Source organism: Bacillus sp. SD075 (assembly GCF_017355165.1).
Taxonomy (GTDB): Bacteria; Bacillota; Bacilli; order Bacillales; family DSM-1321; genus Peribacillus.
In genome coordinates this window covers 72,708-89,610 of record NZ_JADILK010000004.1, presented here as the reverse complement: position 1 = coordinate 89,610, position 16,903 = coordinate 72,708, and the positions used below count along the sequence as shown (strand labels likewise).

General features: G+C 40.5%; 15 protein-coding genes. 13 read left to right on the top strand and 2 right to left on the bottom strand.

Features of this window, described 5'->3' with window-relative positions:
• Positions 1 to 38: 38 nt before the first annotated feature.
• A complete protein-coding gene (locus tag IOC57_RS04960; protein WP_309487665.1) occupies positions 39 to 1,232 on the bottom strand; it encodes an FtsW/RodA/SpoVE family cell cycle protein in 1,194 nt (397 codons plus the stop codon).
• 783 nt (positions 1,233 to 2,015) lie between these two features.
• Between IOC57_RS04960 and IOC57_RS04955 the strand changes: the two genes are divergently transcribed.
• From IOC57_RS04955 to IOC57_RS04940, 4 genes are all read left to right on the top strand, one after another.
• Positions 2,016 to 3,575: an aldehyde dehydrogenase family protein gene (locus IOC57_RS04955; protein ID WP_207437671.1), complete on the top strand. Its 1,560-nt coding sequence runs from the start codon at positions 2,016 to 2,018 to the stop codon at positions 3,573 to 3,575.
• A 259-nt stretch (positions 3,576 to 3,834) separates the two neighbouring features.
• Positions 3,835 to 4,617, top strand: a complete 783-nt coding sequence (locus tag IOC57_RS04950) for a TerC family protein (protein WP_207437670.1) — start codon at positions 3,835 to 3,837, stop codon at positions 4,615 to 4,617.
• A gap of 353 nt (positions 4,618 to 4,970) precedes the next feature.
• Positions 4,971 to 5,714: an RNA polymerase sigma factor SigI gene (gene sigI / locus IOC57_RS04945; protein ID WP_207437669.1), complete on the top strand. Its 744-nt coding sequence runs from the start codon at positions 4,971 to 4,973 to the stop codon at positions 5,712 to 5,714.
• Entirely contained in the window at positions 5,711 to 7,009 is a 1,299-nt protein-coding gene (locus IOC57_RS04940) for an anti-sigma-I factor RsgI family protein (protein WP_207437668.1), read from the top strand. The genes sigI and IOC57_RS04940 overlap by 4 nt, the downstream gene beginning before the upstream one ends.
• 56 nt (positions 7,010 to 7,065) lie before the next feature.
• Here the strand turns inward: IOC57_RS04940 and IOC57_RS04935 are convergent, their stop codons facing one another.
• Positions 7,066 to 7,257 (bottom strand): alpha/beta-type small acid-soluble spore protein, encoded by a 192-nt coding sequence (locus tag IOC57_RS04935; RefSeq protein ID WP_034314196.1) that lies wholly within the window; start codon positions 7,255 to 7,257, stop codon positions 7,066 to 7,068.
• 232 nt (positions 7,258 to 7,489) lie between these two features.
• On the opposite strand from IOC57_RS04935, the gene IOC57_RS04930 reads away from it, so the two are divergent.
• The 9 genes from IOC57_RS04930 (at position 7,490) to IOC57_RS04890 (ending at position 16,873) form a co-directional block, all read left to right on the top strand.
• Entirely contained in the window at positions 7,490 to 8,842 is a 1,353-nt protein-coding gene (locus tag IOC57_RS04930; RefSeq protein WP_207437667.1) for a TrkH family potassium uptake protein, read from the top strand.
• 198 nt (positions 8,843 to 9,040) lie between these two features.
• The gene (locus IOC57_RS04925; RefSeq protein WP_207437666.1) at positions 9,041 to 10,312 is read left to right on the top strand and encodes an ATP-binding protein; all 1,272 of its coding nucleotides are present in this window, start codon (positions 9,041 to 9,043) and stop codon (positions 10,310 to 10,312) included.
• A gap of 156 nt (positions 10,313 to 10,468) precedes the next feature.
• A complete protein-coding gene (locus tag IOC57_RS04920; protein ID WP_207437665.1) occupies positions 10,469 to 11,698 on the top strand; it encodes an acyl-CoA dehydrogenase family protein in 1,230 nt (409 codons plus the stop codon).
• The gene (locus IOC57_RS04915) at positions 11,695 to 12,468 is read left to right on the top strand and encodes an SDR family oxidoreductase (protein WP_207437664.1); all 774 of its coding nucleotides are present in this window, start codon (positions 11,695 to 11,697) and stop codon (positions 12,466 to 12,468) included. Before IOC57_RS04920 ends, IOC57_RS04915 begins: the two co-directional genes overlap by 4 nt.
• 31 nt (positions 12,469 to 12,499) lie before the next feature.
• The gene (locus IOC57_RS04910) at positions 12,500 to 14,110 is read left to right on the top strand and encodes a long-chain-fatty-acid--CoA ligase (RefSeq protein WP_286184551.1); all 1,611 of its coding nucleotides are present in this window, start codon (positions 12,500 to 12,502) and stop codon (positions 14,108 to 14,110) included.
• A 72-nt stretch (positions 14,111 to 14,182) separates the two neighbouring features.
• The gene (locus IOC57_RS04905; protein WP_207437662.1) at positions 14,183 to 14,746 is read left to right on the top strand and encodes a TetR/AcrR family transcriptional regulator; all 564 of its coding nucleotides are present in this window, start codon (positions 14,183 to 14,185) and stop codon (positions 14,744 to 14,746) included.
• Between the two features lie 43 nt (positions 14,747 to 14,789).
• Positions 14,790 to 15,680, top strand: a complete 891-nt coding sequence (locus IOC57_RS04900; protein ID WP_207437661.1) for a 3-hydroxyacyl-CoA dehydrogenase family protein — start codon at positions 14,790 to 14,792, stop codon at positions 15,678 to 15,680.
• A complete protein-coding gene (locus IOC57_RS04895; RefSeq protein WP_207437660.1) occupies positions 15,677 to 16,456 on the top strand; it encodes an enoyl-CoA hydratase in 780 nt (259 codons plus the stop codon). The genes IOC57_RS04900 and IOC57_RS04895 overlap by 4 nt, the downstream gene beginning before the upstream one ends.
• Positions 16,457 to 16,471: 15 nt before the next feature.
• On the top strand, positions 16,472 to 16,873 hold the full coding sequence (locus tag IOC57_RS04890; RefSeq protein ID WP_207437659.1) for an acyl-CoA thioesterase: 402 nt from the start codon (positions 16,472 to 16,474) through the stop codon (positions 16,871 to 16,873).
• The last annotated feature ends 30 nt before the right edge of the window (positions 16,874 to 16,903 follow it).

Here is a 16,903-nt window from a genome sequence, read left to right as displayed (position 1 = left end):
AGATGAATGGCAATGTCAGGGGTAAAGAAGTGGATCGTTTATTTTGAGGACGCAATCTCATCCTTTGGGATGGACATGACCTTTTCTTTCTGTTCAAGTAAATTCATTCGCATTACGACATTTTGGAATATGCCCATTGAAAGCATGAGTAGCAGTAAGGAAGATCCCCCATAACTGATGAATGGAAGAGTGATCCCTGTAATAGGGATAAGTCCAGTCACTCCGCCAACGTTGATGCCAACTTGAATGCCGATCATGGATGAGATGCCTATCAATAAAAGACTTCCAAATGGATCTTTGCATTTTGCTGAAAGTACATAGCCCCTTAGGACGATAAATCCAAGTGTCAATAGAACGAATCCCACTCCGAATATCCCAAGCTCTTCTGCAATGACAGACATGATGAAATCGGTATGTGATTCAGGCAAGTACCCGTATTTTTGTACACTGTCACCAAGTCCCACTCCAGTAAGGCCACCGGATCCAATTGCGAATAATGAATTCACGAGTTGATACCCGCTTTCTCCTGCCGTTCCAAAAGGGTCCGCAAACCCTGTAAAACGAGACATCTTATTTTCAGAGAGAACGGATGAGAAATTTCCTGTAACGAGTACTCCTAATGCAAATATGGCAACGAATATTGCAGTAATCAAAGAGAGTTTGAATATACTCTTAAAAGACATCCCGGATGAAATGATCATCGTACTTGAAATCAGGAAAATGACAGCTGCCGTTCCATAGTCAGGCTGTATCCCGATTAAAAAACAGATGAATACTAGAAAGAAAATCGGGGGGATGACGGCTTTATCAATACTATTGATGCGATCCTGCCTTTTTCCGTAAATGGCTGCCAGATAAATGATCATGGCTAATTTGGAAAATTCTGCAGGTTGGATCGATTTTGACCCTAACTTGAACCAACTTGTGGCATTTCCTGCTGTATGGCCAAAGATAAATAGCAGCAAAAGGATACCGGCCATTCCAAACATCATAGACATCAAGAACATTTTGTTTTTGTACATCTTATAAGGAAGAATCATCGTGACAATCATTGCCAGGAATGAAATGAGAAAGGCCGTTTTTTGTTTCTCAAAGAAGAAATCCATGGGCTGGCCGTATCGAGCGACAGCAGTAATCATGCTCGAACTGTAAATCATGACTAAACCAAACAAACAGAGTAATACGACAGCGATGAAAATAGGGAAGTCGTATGCTTTAATTATTCTTTTCACTTGTGCGCTCACCTCAAATATGTATGCGCGAAAAAATCGCCTTCTTATATAGTAACGGAAAATCGGTTATATAGATAATAATTTTTATTCGATAATTTGAATTTATCCTCCATTACCCAATATTAAACACTAAAACCGATAAACTTGTATGCGGGACTTCATTTTTGCTTTTAGCCGGAATGGGTTCCTATACATTACCTTCGATAGCAAACGTGAATACTCCTTTTATTAAAGGAAAAAATTTACTATATATTCCATTTCGGCGGTGCTATTATGTCTGGAAGATTACTATTTAAGGTTATTTGGACAGGAATGGAGTTAAAGGGGTTTCACCAATTGAGTTATACAACGCGTGATGTGATGTAGTGGACCCTGTTAACGAATTTGTTAGTGTAAATCATCTTAAGAGGTGTACTTATTTTAGCACGGATTATGTGGCAGGGAATCGGGCAGGAATCTCATGAAGAGCGGGGACCGGTTGTGAACTTGGTTCCAAACGATTATATTATACAGGCTGCCGCGTCTCTGGCATTATATAAGGAGGGGTAAGGGAAAAGCTCCTTACGTTTAGTGAAGTTTATGAACGTTTCGCTCGTGAACTGTTTAAGAAAAATAGTCAGTCATTCTTATCAATCCGTCCTGCAAGGAGTGGAAAAGCTCTATTATTTAACTTGGAAAGGGCGTTTTGACAGCAATGCAGCCCAGAGGTTTTGCTGCAGTTTCTGGGGAGATTTCCCTGCCTTGGAGTACCAATAAAAATAAGGTAAAGCAAGGGGAGTAGTAATGGAAGAAATACATGACAAGTTGGAAGTGTTTTCCCCAGCAACAGGTGAGAAGATTGCGGAAATCGTCCCAACGCCATTGAAGTCGATTCCTCATTTATATAAGGAATCAAGACATGCGTTCCAATCATGGTCGAATCTTTCCATAAAGGAGCGGTTGCACTATTTAAAACGGCTCCGTTTATTGATGGTTGAAAAAATGGATGAAATAGCTGAAGTCATTTCAAAAGATACCGGAAAAGTGAAAATTGAAGCACTGGTTGCTGACATCATGCCAACCATTGATGCAATCAAGCATATCGAGAAACATGCAGTGAAAACTCTTTCCGGACGGAAGGTCACCACTCCACTCATGTTAATTGGTAAAAAATCTTATATTCATTATATGCCCCGAGGAACAATTCTCGTCATTTCACCATGGAATTATCCGCTGCAGCTTTCCATGGTTCCCATTCTTAATGCTCTAGCAGCGGGAAATACAGTCATCGCCAAGCCATCAGAGGTAACTCCCTTAGTTGGGGTGTGCATCGAAAATCTGTTTCTTGAAGCTGGTTTTCCAAAAGGAGCAATACAGTTTGCCCATGGAGGGAAAGAATTGGGTGCGGCATTAACTGAGCAAAAACCAGATTATATATTCTTTACTGGATCTGTAAGGACCGGAAAGATGATTGGTGAGGTCGCAGCAAGACACCTGATTCCAACGACTCTGGAGCTTGGCGGTAAGGATCCGATGATCGTTCTGCGTGATGCTAACCTAGAACGGGCTGTGAACGGGGCTCTTTGGGGAGCTTTCACAAATAGCGGGCAGGTGTGCATGAGTGTTGAAAGGGTTTATGTGGAACGTCCGGTTTATAAGGAATTCCTAATGCTTCTTAAAGAAAAAACGAAGTCCATGAAGCAGGGGGTGCAATCGAAGGATGATATCGGTTCAATGACTTTCCCGGCACAAGTTGATATTGTGGCTGGACACCTGGAGGATGCATTGAAAAAGGGTGCTGTACTTGAAGCCGGAACACCTCCAAAGGAGTGGAAAATGGGACAGACCCATTTCATTCCGCCGACAATCCTGTCCAATGTCGATCATTCCATGAAAATCATGAAAGAAGAAACGTTCGGCCCCGTGTTGCCTGTTTTGCCTTTCGATACGGAGGAAGAAGTGATCGCGCTGGCAAATGAAAGTGAATATGGGCTCAATTCCAGCGTTTGGACGATGGATAGGGTAAAAGCCATCAGGGTTGCGTCTCAGTTAGTAACGGGGGCGGTGACGATCAATGATGTGCTGATTACTGTTGCTAATCATCATTTACCATTTGGCGGTGCCAAACAAAGTGGGGTTGGCCGTTATCATGGTGAGCATGGGTTGAAGATTTTCTGCCATGAAAAAGCGATTATGATCGATAAAGGTAAAAACGATACAGAAATACAATGGTATCCATATGAAGGGAAATACACGAGTTTTTTATCGATGTTTCAGAACTACTTTTCTGCCAAACCGAATTGGATTCGTTTTGGCAAAGAATATTTGCGATTGATGAAATTATCCAAAGGGAACCGAAAATGAAATCCATTTGTAAAAAAGATTGTTATTTTCATAACGAGCGCGTATACTATTAATATACTTAATAACTGATTTTCCTTTTCAAAGGGGAGTAGCGTTAGGGTTCGCCCTAAAACAAAGTCGTCATTACGTGAATGTTAAACATTCATCGGCTTTGTTGACATGATTTCATGTTCAGCAAGACCTTTGCCTATATGGCAGAGGTCTTTTTATTTTGCCAATGCCAATATGGGGGAAATACTAACTATTGGAGGTTGAATGGATGGAAGCATCAATATTATTGGAATATGGCTGGGTCCTTCTTATCTTGGTTGGATTAGAGGGGATACTTGCTGCGGATAATGCAGTCGTCATGGCTGTAATGGTTAAGCATTTGCCAAAAGAACAACAGCGAAAAGCCTTGTTTTATGGTCTGATGGGAGCTTTTGTTTTCCGCTTTGCGAGTTTATTCCTTATTTCCTTTCTTGTCGACGTGTGGCAAGTTCAAGCAATCGGTGCAATTTATTTACTTTTCATTGCTTTTCAGCACATTTATAAAAAATACGCTGGTAAAAGCGAGAAGGAAATCACGAAACCTAAAAAGCAATCTGGCTTCTGGATGACAGTGGTAAAGGTTGAAGCGGCTGATATAGCTTTCGCAATCGATTCCATGTTGGCAGCCGTCGCACTGGCTGTTACACTTCCTGCAACAGGCTGGATGAAAGTCGGCGGAATTGACGGAGGGCAATTCGCTGTCATGTTCCTCGGCGGTATGATTGGATTGATCATTATGCGATTTGCAGCAAATGCCTTCGTGAAGTTGCTTCATCAGCGTCCTTCACTTGAAACGGCAGCATTTTTGATTGTAGGCTGGGTTGGAGTGAAGTTGGCGGTATACACACTTGCACACCCTTCACTGGCTGTCATCGATCATCATTTCCCTGAATCAACTCTTTGGAAATCGATTTTCTGGGTCGTATTGATTGGAATTGCAGCAGGTGCATGGATCATTTCAAGCAAAAAAGAAAAAAAAGGGAAAGAAGAGAAAAAAATACAGGAAGCTTAAAAAAACAGGCGTGCTGGTCACGCCTGTTTTTTTGATTTTTAATATATTTATGGAGATGACCCTCAAAAGCGCAGGTATGTTTACGAATGATATGTTAAAAGATGTGAATATTAAATTCCGGTTATAAAAATGACAATTGTCCCATTGGATTGAACGAAAATCTCAAAAAAGATATTTTACTGTAATTGCACTGTAATAAACGAGAAAAAACTAAGTATTTTATCATGTTGATATATTATGTAATTTCATTTAAAATGCAAAAATAGTTCTTTTGGTACTGTCTTTTAGACTCCCTCCGCTTAAGATAAGTATGTTGATGCGTATTTTATGTTCAACAGGAGCGAGGTGAGCAAATGCTTGGTGTGTTGTTTACAGCATTCAAAAAAAAGCGATCTTTAGAAGAAACCGTATTGAAAATCCAACAAGGCGATATAAGCCTTCGTAATGATACTATAGAGTCATTCAAACCTTTTATTGCGAAAACAGTGTCATCGGTTTGCAAACGTTACATATACGAATCAGATGATGAATTCAGTATTGGAATGATTGCTTTTAACGAGGCAATCGATAAATATTCCCCGGAAAAAGGCCGTTCTTTATTGGCATTTGCCGAAACCCTCGTTAAACGAAGGGTTATAGATTATTTAAGAAGCCAGTCCAAACAAAAAGAAGTCCTATTGGATTTATCACTGAATGATGATAATGATCAAAGCCATATATATATTGATAATGAAAATTCCATCAATGAATACGAGAAGCAGAAGGAATCGGAAAGAAGAAATGAAGAAATTCAGCTCTATATAAGTCATCTACAGGATTTTGGTCTGTCATTTGAGGATTTAGTTGAGAACTCCCCCAAACATGCAGATGCCAGGAAGGGAGCTATCATGATCGCTAAATTGTTAATGGAAGATGATGAACTGAAAGAAATCCTGTTTGCAAAAAAGCGGCTGCCCGTAAAACAGCTTGAGGGAAAAGTGGAAGTGAGCAGAAAAACGATTGAACGGAACAGAAAATACATCATTGCTGTGGCAATCATAATAAACGGAGATTTTTTGTATTTGAATGATTATATAAAAGGGGCTATCAATGGATGAAAAAAGGAGTTATTCTTTCAGTTAATAAGCGATTTGTAACCCTATTGACCCCCGAGGGTGAATTTCTGAAAACCAAAAGGCAGGATCGGGTATATGAAGTAGGTGAGGAGATCACTTTTTTACCTGCTCAACAAAAGTTCACTTTAGCCTTTTCCAATTTTCATTCAACTTTCAAAAGAACCGCCGTACTCAGCATTGCCTCCACATTCTTGATTCTCTTTTCGTTTCTTCCTTCTTATTTCTCTGGTCCTGTGTCAGCATATATGACGATAGATGTGAATCCAAGCATTGAATTGGAGCTTGATAATGATTTAGAAGTTCTCAAACTTACCGGTTTAAATGAAGACGGCAAGCTTGTGATTGATCAGCTGAAGGACTGGGAAGGCAAGGATATAAAGACTGTGACAAACCGGATCGTTGAAACGACGAAGCAACTTGGTTATTGGAAAGGAAATAAACAGATCATCGTTTCCACAACATTATTGAAAAAAAATAAAGAACTGGATAAGGATTTAAAAAAAGAGATAAAAGAAATATCTGAGCAGGATAATGTTTCTAAAACAAGAATGAAAGTGATCCAGGCAACAAAGAGCGACCGGAAGCAAGCAAGGGAACAAGGCATATCCACGGGTAAGTATCTCGAAAAGAAGTTGAATGAAGATAAAGATAAGGTAAAAGTCAATAAGAGGGAGCCTGCTTCAGCGCCAGATAAAAAAGTCGAGGAACAGGTTGTTATTCTAAAAGAGAAGAGCGGAACGATTAGTACGGAAAACAAATCGGATGGAGAAAAGGAAAAAGAGAATAATGCAATTGAAAAAAAGCAAAAGCCAGCCAATGGAGCCAAACCGACCGAACGGAAAAGCCCGGAAATGCAATTTACCAAAATTAAGGAAAAAACTGGACGGGAAGATACAATTGGAAAACGGATTGCGATAAATGAATACAAGGAAAAAAGCAACAAGTCAAAAGGAAAATCCGATAGTGACCATAGCAACCATTCAAAGAACAAGCAGAAAAATGAAAAGAATGATAAAAAGTTCGATGTGAGAAAAGTTCCATCAATCAAAGAAAAGAATAATTATGATCATGTAAAACACGACAATAAAAAAAATAAGCAAATTAAGCAAATTAAGCAAAATAAGCAATGGAAGCAAGACAAACAAGATAGGCAAAATATAAATAAGCAAAATAAACAAGGTAAGCATGATAAGCAATATAAACAAGATCAGAAAGATTGGGATAAGTCGAAAAGAGTTAAAGGCAATAATGGTAAAGGAAATGGACATAATGATTAAAAAGAGTCCAGCATGCAGCTGGACTCTTAGCCATGGATATTTAATTGTGAGAAGAATTATTGACCTTTAAGTTGAGATTGTGCTTGTTGTACAAGACGTTTCGTGATTTCTCCACCAACTGAACCATTGGCACGTGCTGAAGTATCGGAACCTAATTGTACACCGAATTCAGATGCAATTTCATATTTGATTTGTTCTAATGCTTGTTCGATTCCTGGAACAAGTAGATTGTTACTGCTGTTAGCCATTTGAATCTCCCCTTTACTTTTTCAACGGCTTTTGCCGCTGTAATGATAGTATAAGTAGAATGTGGAGTTTTACTTATATGAGCAGCATCAAACTTATTGGTAAACCTGCCTATTTGTTGTAAGTAAGTCAGTTTTAAAAGAGAATGGAAAAAATAATGAAAAAAGGGTAAACTAGATTTTTAATGGTTATGTGATTCGCATAACTATAAAGGAGTAAGAAAGGAAACTCTTTATGGCTGCTATCAAAAAAATATTATCTAAGTTAACACCAGCTCAGCTTATCGTCGGTTATTATTTTTTGGCTGTCAGCATCTCAACAGTCTTGCTTAGTCTGCCGGTTGCCTTAAAACCTGGTGTTGAGTGGGAATTCATGGATGCCCTATTTACAGCTATCAGTGCAGTCAGTGTTACAGGCTTAACTGTAGTCAGTACGCCTGAGGTATTTAGTGAAACTGGCTACTTCATCCTAATGTTCGTTCTCCAATTTGGAGGGATTGGCATTATGACACTCGGAACCTTTTTCTGGCTTATATTAGGCAAGAAGATTGGTTTGAAGGAAAGGCAATTGATCATGACTGATCAAAACCAATCGAATCTTTCGGGCCTTGTCAAATTATTGATCCAAATCATTCAGATATTCGTCGTTATTGAAATGATTGGCGCCCTCGTTTTAGGCATTTATTTTTTGAATTTTTATCCAAACTGGAAAGACGCCTTTATAAATGGTTTATTTTTGGCAGTCAGTTCAACTACAAATGCCGGATTTGATATCACCGGTATATCGATGATTCCGTTTAAAGGGGATTATTTTGTACAGTTCATCACGATCATCCTGCTTACCCTTGGAGCCATTGGGTTTCCTGTCTTGATTGAGCTGAAAGAGTTTTTGTCCAATAGTGCACGTACTTATAAGTTTCATTTTTCTTTGTTCACTAAGCTGACATCAGTCACTTTCTTTTCCCTTATCATTGGGGGAACGATTCTGATTTACTTGCTGGAAATAAATGGATTCTTCAAAGGTAAGAGCTGGCATGAATCGTTCTTCTACTCTTTATTTATGTCCTCCAACACGCGAAGCGGCGGGTTAACAACAATGAATGTGAGTGACTTTTCGGAACCGACCATTTTATTGATGAGTATTTTGATGTTCATTGGAGCATCCCCAAGTTCTGTCGGGGGAGGGATCCGGACAACAACTCTGGCCATCATGATTTTATTCTTATGGAATTTCATGAGGGGAAGGCGTTCCATTAAGGTATTCAAAAGGGAGATTCATCCCGATGATATCCGAAAGGCGACAGCAGTTATGATCATGGGGTCCCTGCTTTGCTTAATGGCCGTCTTCATTTTATCGATTACCGAGAACTTCACTTTAACCCAAATTATTTTTGAGGTATGTTCGGCTTTCGGTTCTGTCGGCCTTTCGATGGGAATCACGCCTGATCTCAGTAATACCGGTAAAATTGTCATTATGATCATCATGTTCATTGGGCGTGTGGGGATAACTTCCCTCCTGTATATCATTGGTCATAAAGAAGTTACGGAAAATTTCCATTATCCAAAGGAACGCATCATCATTGGGTAAATGATTTAAGTCGAACAGTTAACCTTTCCATCGAGGAAAGGTTTTTTGTCTTGTTTGCAGGAATCATGGATAAAATGTTGAAATTTACCTATAAGTGAGTTTTCTACCATTTCTATATACAAAATATGCATAATTTGATCCCTTACTTGGAATTCGATCGGATGAAGTATAAATCATTTTGGTAAGGAGGTGGAAAATGTGAAGAAATATACTGGTAGGATTATTGTCCCTGCTCTGTTCTTTATATTGATATTACCCTTTATAGGGTGGCTGGGTCATGAAGAACGCAGGTTTTCCGCCTTTGCAGGAATATATTTAATCGTAATTTTAACCATAGCCTGGAGTTTGGGTGCCATCTATGATCATAAACGGAAGACGATTGCTTTATTGCAGGATAGCGAAGGGCGTTATCGCATTTTCTCCAATTACTCTAAAGAATTGGTCAATAGCTTCAATGAGGTTATTTTCCAAACGGATGATAAAGGAAAATGGTTGTACTTAAACCCTGCATGGAAATCGATGAGTGGTGCATCCGTTAATGAATCCCTGGGGCTACACTTCTCTAAACATATGGATAACAATTCTTATCAAGTCGTATTAAAGGCCTTCGCGGACTCCTTTCATCGAGGGAATAAATATTTTCGTGCTGACATTAAACTAAATGCGAAAAAGGGAACAAGTTGGGTTGAGGCATTCGTTAAACTAATTTACGATGATGCTGGGAAATTCATAGGGACAGCGGGCATTTTATCGGAAATTAATGAACGTAAACATGCGGAGGAAAAGCTTGTGAGCCTAAACGAACATTTGGCTATCACATCAAGCAAGTTATCAACGGCTGCCCAACTTGCGGCTGGGATTGCACATGAGGTCAGGAATCCGATGACAGCGATAATGGGATTCGTGAAATTAATAAAAGATGGCGGTGCCGAAAAGCAGGAATACTATGATATTATTTTTTCGGAAATAAACCGAATCGAGAAAGTGCTGAATGAACTCTTGCTGCTATCGAAACCTGCTGGGGCGGTTTTTCTTGAGAAGGATTTAAAGGTAAGCTGCAATCATGTCGTAACACTGTTGGAGACAAACGCCGTACTGAACAATATTCAAATACATAAAAATTATGATTCAGAACCTATTTTTATGTATTTTGATGAAAACCAAATCAAGCAAGTACTAATAAACATGATAAAAAATTCCATAGAATCGATGCCGAATGGCGGAAATATTTTTGTGAGCATATATGAAAAAAATGGGGAAGTTTTTTTGAGCATTTTGGATGAAGGGGAGGGTATTCCGGAAAACTCTCTTCAAAAAGTGGGAGAACCATTTTTCACTACAAAAACATCAGGAACAGGATTGGGTCTTTCCGTTTGTTTTAGAATCATCGAAAAGCATGGCGGAAAAGTTTTCATCACAAGTGAACTGAAAAAAGGTACGAAAATCGTTTGTATATTCCCAACTGTCTAACAAAAGGAATATAGTGAGAACGAAAAAATCCAGATACAGTGCCTTGAATGACAAGTAAATAATGATTTAATTATTGAAAAAATCAGAATGTTGTGTATATACTTTAAAAGTAATAACATACTAACCGGTTAGTAAGTTTAAAAGGAGGAATTCAATTTGAACTTTGAACATACTCAAAAGGTGAAAAACCTGGAAAAGAAGTTAACGGAATTCATGGAAAAGCACGTATACCCAAATGAATCATTATACAAAAAGCAACTCGAAGCACAAAAGAGCCGCTGGAGTGAAATACCCCCGATATTATCCGAATTGACGGCAAAAGCAAAAGAAGAAGGACTATGGAATTTATTTTTACCTGATAGCCGTTATGGAGCGGGTTTAACAAATCTAGAATATGCACCGCTTTGTGAAATCATGGGTAGGTCGTCGATAGGACCTGAAATCTTCAATTGTAATGCGCCTGACACTGGTAATATGGAAGTGCTGGTGAGATACGGTTCAGATGAACATAAAGAACGCTGGCTGAAGCCCTTGCTTGATGGGGAAATCCGCTCATGCTTCTCGATGACAGAACCGGAAGTGGCGTCTTCCGATGCGACCAATATTGAATGCAGGATAGAAAAGATGGGTAATGAGTATGTCATAAACGGCCGAAAGTGGTGGTCTTCAGGAGCAGGCGATCCCCGGTGCAAGATTGCGATCGTCATGGGTAAGACAGATCCTGAGGCGTCCAAGCATGAACAACAGTCAATGATTCTTGTACCGCTGGATACACCTGGTGTCAAAATCGAGAGAATGCTCCCTGTGTTTGGTTATGATCATGCCCCCCATGGCCATGCCGAAATCACTTTTGAAAATGTTAGGGTCCCGGCAACCAATATTCTATGGGGGGAAGGTAAAGGATTTGCGATTGCCCAAGGAAGACTCGGACCAGGAAGGATACATCATTGCATGAGGCTGATCGGTGCTGCTGAAAGAGCACTTGAAGAGTTATGTAAGCGCATTCAAAAACGTGTCGCTTTTGGTAAAACATTGGCGAGACAAGGCGTGATCATGGAGTGGGTTGCTAATTCACGGATTGAAATCGAGCAAGCAAGACTACTGACCTTAAAAGCTGCTTATATGATGGATACCGTCGGTAATAAGGAAGCGAAGGCCGAGATTGCCATGATAAAAGTGGTGGCACCAAATATGGCATTAAATGTGCTGGACAGGGCCATCCAAGGCTTTGGAGCTGCAGGAATTTCCGATGATTTCCCTTTTGCTGCTCATTGGGCAAATGCACGGACGTTAAGGCTTGCTGATGGTCCCGATGAAGTTCACCGTTCACAAGTTGCTAAAATAGAACTTCGAAAATACCAACAAAAGCATGAGGTGAAAATATGAAAGTCACCGACTTATTCGATCTAACAGGAAAGACGGCGATCATAACTGGTGGAGGGAGAGGATTGGGAGCACAAATAGCGACCGGCTTTGCCGAAGCTGGGGCAAATGTCGTTCTTTGTTCTAGGAAGAAGGAGGCATGCGACGAAGTTGCTTCGCATATCGAGAAGCTTGGGGTCAAGGCGCTTTCCTTCAAGTGTGATATCACCAATCCGACAGATGTACAGGAAGTTGTTAACGAAACGTACCGTGTATTTGGTGCCATCGACATTTTAGTAAACAATAGCGGGGCATCCTGGGGGGCACCAGCCATTGACATGCCTCTTGAAGCGTGGCAGAAGGTGATGAATGTAAATGTCACCGGAACCTTTATCATGAGCCAGGCAACAGGCAGGGTCATGATTGAGCAGGGACATGGGAAAATCATAAACATCGCTTCCGTTGCCGGATTAGGGGGGACCGATCCAAGGGTGCTCGATACGGTCGGATATAATACGAGTAAAGGGGCGGTCATTACTTTAACGAAGGATTTAGCTGTTAAATGGGGTCAGCATAATATCAATGTTAATGCGATCGCACCCGGTTTCTTTCCGACAAAAATGACAAAAGGGGTTCTTGAGCAAGGAAAGAATCCTATCTTGGATTCCACGCCGCTAAAAAGATTAGGAAGTGATGATGATTTGAAAGGGGCAGCGGTTTTCCTTGCCTCAAAGGCATCTGATTTTGTAACTGGAAATATCTTGATTGTCGATGGGGGGGCACATGCAAAGTAATGAAAGTAAATATGGCTGGAGGGTATGAATGATGAATGAAAAAAAATGGCTTTCCGTTTATCCTGATTCAATTTCAAAGGAAATAATAGTCCCTGAGTTTCCGATGCAAAGAATCCTTCAAAATGCATGTCAGTCCTATCCAAACAATACAGCTATTACTTTTTATGACCAAAAGATATCTTATCAGGAACTTTTTCATGCGTCGCAAGCTTTTGCTTCAGCCCTGCAAAAAAAAGGTGTTAAAAAAGGCGATCGTGTCGCCATCATGCTACCTAACTGTCCGCAATACGTCATAGCTTATTATGGATCGATGACAACAGGAGCCATTATTACCCAAATCAACCCCATGCTGGTTGAAAGGGAGCTGCAGCATATTTTACAGGACTCTGGTACAGAAACAATCGTAGTATTGGATGGATTATACCCGAAAGTGAAAAGTGTGCAGCAACATGCAAATCTGAAAAATATTATCGCCGTAAGCCTCCAGCATTCGGATGCAAATTTCCAGCCTGATGCTACTTTTGACCAATTCATGAAGTCAGGGGACGGCAAAATCAATCCCGTATCTATCGATCCGGAAAACGATATAGCTGTTCTTCAGTACACAGGAGGAACAACTGGCCGTTCAAAAGGGGCAATGCTGACTCATAGCAATATTCTGGCCAATGTCGTTCAATCGTATGAATTCTTCAAGCATGAATTAAAGATGGGCTCTGAAAGAACGCTGTCGGTCATCCCGCTTTTTCATGTTTTTGGAATGACGTCCGCAATGAATTTATCCGTTTATATCGCGGGTGACTCCATCATGTTGCCACGATTTGAAATAGAAGAAGTGCTGGAAACGATTAAGCGTGAACAGCCGACCACTTTTCCTGGTGTACCGACCATGTATGTAGCGTTGACGAATCATCCAAAGGCAGAAGAATATGGAATGGGCTCAATTCAGGTCTGTAACAGCGGAAGTGCACCGATGCCCGTGGAACTGCTACGTGAGTTCGAACGAAAATCGGGTGCGAAGATATTGGAAGGGTACGGTCTTACGGAAGCTTCGCCAACAACGCATTGTAACCCGGCATTTGCAAAAAGGAAGCCTGGGAGCGTCGGGATTGGTATCCCTTCGACTGAATATAAAGTGATGGACCTGGGAGACGGAACAAAAGAAGTGGCCTCTGGCGAATTGGGGGAATTGGTCGTCAAAGGTCCTCAAGTGATGAAAGGTTATTGGAATATGCCGGAGGAAACGGCGGTGGCCCTTAGGGATGGTTGGCTTTATACGGGTGATATCGCCAAGGTTGATGAAGAGGGGTATCTCTATATTGTCGATAGGAAAAAAGATTTGATCATCGCAAGTGGTTATAATATATATCCGCGAGATGTGGAGGAAGTTCTCTATGAACATCCTGCTGTCCAGGAAGCGGTTGTCATCGGGGTTCCAGATGCTTACCGAGGGGAGTCGGTAAAAGCGGTGCTTGTACTGAAAAATAATAAAACGGCAAATGAACGGGAAATCATCGATTACTGCCGTGCAAACCTATCGGCCTATAAAGTTCCGCATTTCGTTGAATTTCGTGAAGAGTTACCGAAAACAAATGTCGGAAAGATTTTAAGGCGAGCTTTAAGAGAAGAACTTTCCAGGAAATAAGAGGGCATTGATAGTACGAAAGCGTATGATATCAATACAGCTGAAATTTTAACAGATTGCGAGGATGCATACATGAAAGAAAAAATGACAGAACATAGCATACGCTTATTTGAAAAGAAGGGCTTCAGTGAAACGTCGATTTCTGATATCGTCGAATCGGTCGGGGTGACGAAGGGAACGTTTTATTATTACTTTACGAGCAAAGAGCAGTTGCTTATGGATATTCATCTAGCTTATATTGACGAATTGCTTAGTGAGCAGGAAAAAATCATGTTGGAACCTCGGAAAAGCTGTAAGGAAAAGCTTTTCGATATGGTATTGATGCTTTTAAAAAGCATCAAAACCAAAAAATCCAGCGCAACGGTCTTTTTCCGTGAAATGAAAAATCTAAGTGAGGAAAAACTTGCACAAATCCTACCTAAGCGGGATGAGTTCCGTAATAAAATCGAGCAAGTGCTGATTAGTGGCATCGAGAGTGGAGAACTACGTTCCAATCTCGATGCATCCATCATTTCTTTTGCTATTTTGGGTGTGGCCAATTGGAGCTATCATTGGTTCGACCCAGAAGGTGAAAAAAACGAACAGGAAGTTGCAGCCATTTTTATGGGGATGATTCTTCAGGGAATTGAAGCGTGAACAGGTTACATACTAACCAGTTAGTAGAAGGGAGATAGAAAGTATGACCAACAAGCAAATTCAATCAATAACCGTAATTGGGGCTGGGCAGATGGGGCATCAAATTGCGATGCTTGCTGCACTTGGAGGTTACGAAACGATTCTTCAGGATGTTCAAGAAAAAGCGTTAAATACAGCCCAAGCAAAATTGGACGTCATTTTGAATAAATGGGTTCAAAAAGGGAAAATATCTGAAGATTGTAAATTAGCTGCCTTTAGCCGTCTTCAATATACCACCAATCTTGAGAAAGCGGCCAGTGGAGCTGATTTGATCATTGAAGCGGTTGTTGAAAAACTTGATGTGAAAAGGGAAGTCTTCGCTAAACTTGAAGAATTGGCCCCAGCAGAAACCATTTTTGCAACGAATAGTTCAACGATCGTCAATAGCCTGATTGCGAGTGTGACGAATCGTCCGGATAAGTTCATTAATATGCATTTCTTTTTCCCGCCTCTAATAATGGATTGTGTAGAAGTCGTCATGAGTGATGAAACATCGGAGGAAACAGCGAAGCTTGCGATGGAAGTAACAGAGAAAATGAATAGGACAGGAGTTTTGTTGAGGAAAGAGATATCGGGATTCGTGGCCAACCGAATTTTGGGAGCGTTGCAGCGTGAGGCTTTATATTTATATGAAGAAGGAATTGTGGACTATAAGGATATCGATTTAATTTGCAGGAAAGCTTTAGGCCATCCCATCGGCCCTTTTGAACTGATGGATCTATCAGGTATTGATGTAGGATATTTTGTCATGCAGCAGAGATACAATGAAACTGGAAATCCAGAAGACAAGCCAAATGCTTGTATAGAAGAAAAGGTGAATAAAGGACATTTAGGAAGGAAAACAGGAAAAGGCTGGTACGATTATCCAAATCAAGGAGTGAGGAATCATCAATGACTGAATTAATTAGAGTGGTTAAGGAAAATAAGCTGGCGGTCATAACCATCGATAATCCTCCATTAAACGTAATCAGTAAACAAGTATTCAGAGAATTGGGAGAAACATTCGATGAACTTTCAAAAGATACGGAAACTGTTGCGGTACTCATAATCGGTGCAGGCAATGTAGCATTTGCGGCTGGTGCTGATATAAAAGAATTCCCTAGCATGATGGGGAACCCGAATATGAAAGAAATGGTAAAGGAAAGTCATGCCGTCCTAACCAAAATCGACCAGTTTCCTAAACCTACAATAGCTGTATTAAACGGCCTGGCTTTAGGCGGCGGATGCGAACTGGCTCTGGCCTGTGATTTGCGAGTGGCAGAAACGCAGGTCCATATTGGCCTGCCAGAAGTGAAATTAGGATTATTTCCTGGAGCTGGCGGTACACAGCGTTTGTCCAGACTTGTAGGAAACGCAAAGGCAAAAGAGATTATATTTACCGGTGATCCTCTTGGTGCCATCGAAGCGGAAAGGATCGGGCTTGTCAATAAAGTCGTGGAGCAAGGTTCTGGCTTATCGGAAGCGAAAATCTTGGCCTCACGAATGACAAGGCATTCACTTCAGGCACTTTCGAGAATCAAGAAAGCAATTAATGAAGGAAGTGAGGCAACGCTTGAAAAAGGTCTAGAGATTGAAACCAATCTTTTTGAAGAAATTTTCCAAACTGAAGATGTTAAAGAAGGGGTTTCCGCTTTCTTGGCTAAACGTAAACCTGCTTTCGTACATCGTTAATCAAGGAGGGGTTTTATGCACGAATTGGAAGTCAACGTCCGTTATTCCGAAACGGATGCTTTGGGACATATCAATAACACAAGCTATTTCATATACTTCGAAGAAGCACGCATGAAATTTTTTGAATCTTTAGGCCTAGCGGCAAAAGTGGAATCTTGGAATTTTTTGTTAGGCTCCACTAAATGTGATTTTATTGCTCAGGGATATTTCAATCAGCTCTTGACCATCCGTACATCTTTGTCAAAAGTAGGTACGAAAAGTTGTGAAATGGTCCATGATATCCTCTGTACACAAACTGGGGAAGTGATGGCTAAGGGAAGTGCCGTTTTAGTCTGTTTTAATTTTTTGAATCAAAAAAGTGAACCTATTCCTGAATTTATTAAAGCAAAGCTCATTACACATCTTGTTCATAATTAGAATGACAAAAGTCTAAAGGAGTGGTAGAAC

What these genes read in the sequence shown, in the direction of transcription:
- IOC57_RS04950 (WP_207437670.1), top strand. Translation starts at nt 3,835, where the DNA reads ATGGAAGCATCAATATTATTGGAATATGGCTGGGTCCTTCTTATCTTG.
- IOC57_RS04900 (WP_207437661.1), top strand. Translation starts at nt 14,790, where the DNA reads ATGACCAACAAGCAAATTCAATCAATAACCGTAATTGGGGCTGGGCAG.
- IOC57_RS04895 (WP_207437660.1), top strand. Translation starts at nt 15,677, where the DNA reads ATGACTGAATTAATTAGAGTGGTTAAGGAAAATAAGCTGGCGGTCATA.
- IOC57_RS04915 (WP_207437664.1), top strand. Translation starts at nt 11,695, where the DNA reads ATGAAAGTCACCGACTTATTCGATCTAACAGGAAAGACGGCGATCATA.
- IOC57_RS04905 (WP_207437662.1), top strand. Translation starts at nt 14,183, where the DNA reads ATGAAAGAAAAAATGACAGAACATAGCATACGCTTATTTGAAAAGAAG.
- IOC57_RS04890 (WP_207437659.1), top strand. Translation starts at nt 16,472, where the DNA reads ATGCACGAATTGGAAGTCAACGTCCGTTATTCCGAAACGGATGCTTTG.
- IOC57_RS04955 (WP_207437671.1), top strand. Translation starts at nt 2,016, where the DNA reads ATGGAAGAAATACATGACAAGTTGGAAGTGTTTTCCCCAGCAACAGGT.
- IOC57_RS04930 (WP_207437667.1), top strand. Translation starts at nt 7,490, where the DNA reads ATGGCTGCTATCAAAAAAATATTATCTAAGTTAACACCAGCTCAGCTT.
- IOC57_RS04935 (WP_034314196.1), bottom strand. Translation starts at nt 7,257, where the DNA reads ATGGCTAACAGCAGTAACAATCTACTTGTTCCAGGAATCGAACAAGCA.
- IOC57_RS04940 (WP_207437668.1), top strand. Translation starts at nt 5,711, where the DNA reads ATGAAAAAAGGAGTTATTCTTTCAGTTAATAAGCGATTTGTAACCCTA.
- IOC57_RS04910 (WP_286184551.1), top strand. Translation starts at nt 12,500, where the DNA reads ATGAATGAAAAAAAATGGCTTTCCGTTTATCCTGATTCAATTTCAAAG.
- sigI (WP_207437669.1), top strand. Translation starts at nt 4,971, where the DNA reads ATGCTTGGTGTGTTGTTTACAGCATTCAAAAAAAAGCGATCTTTAGAA.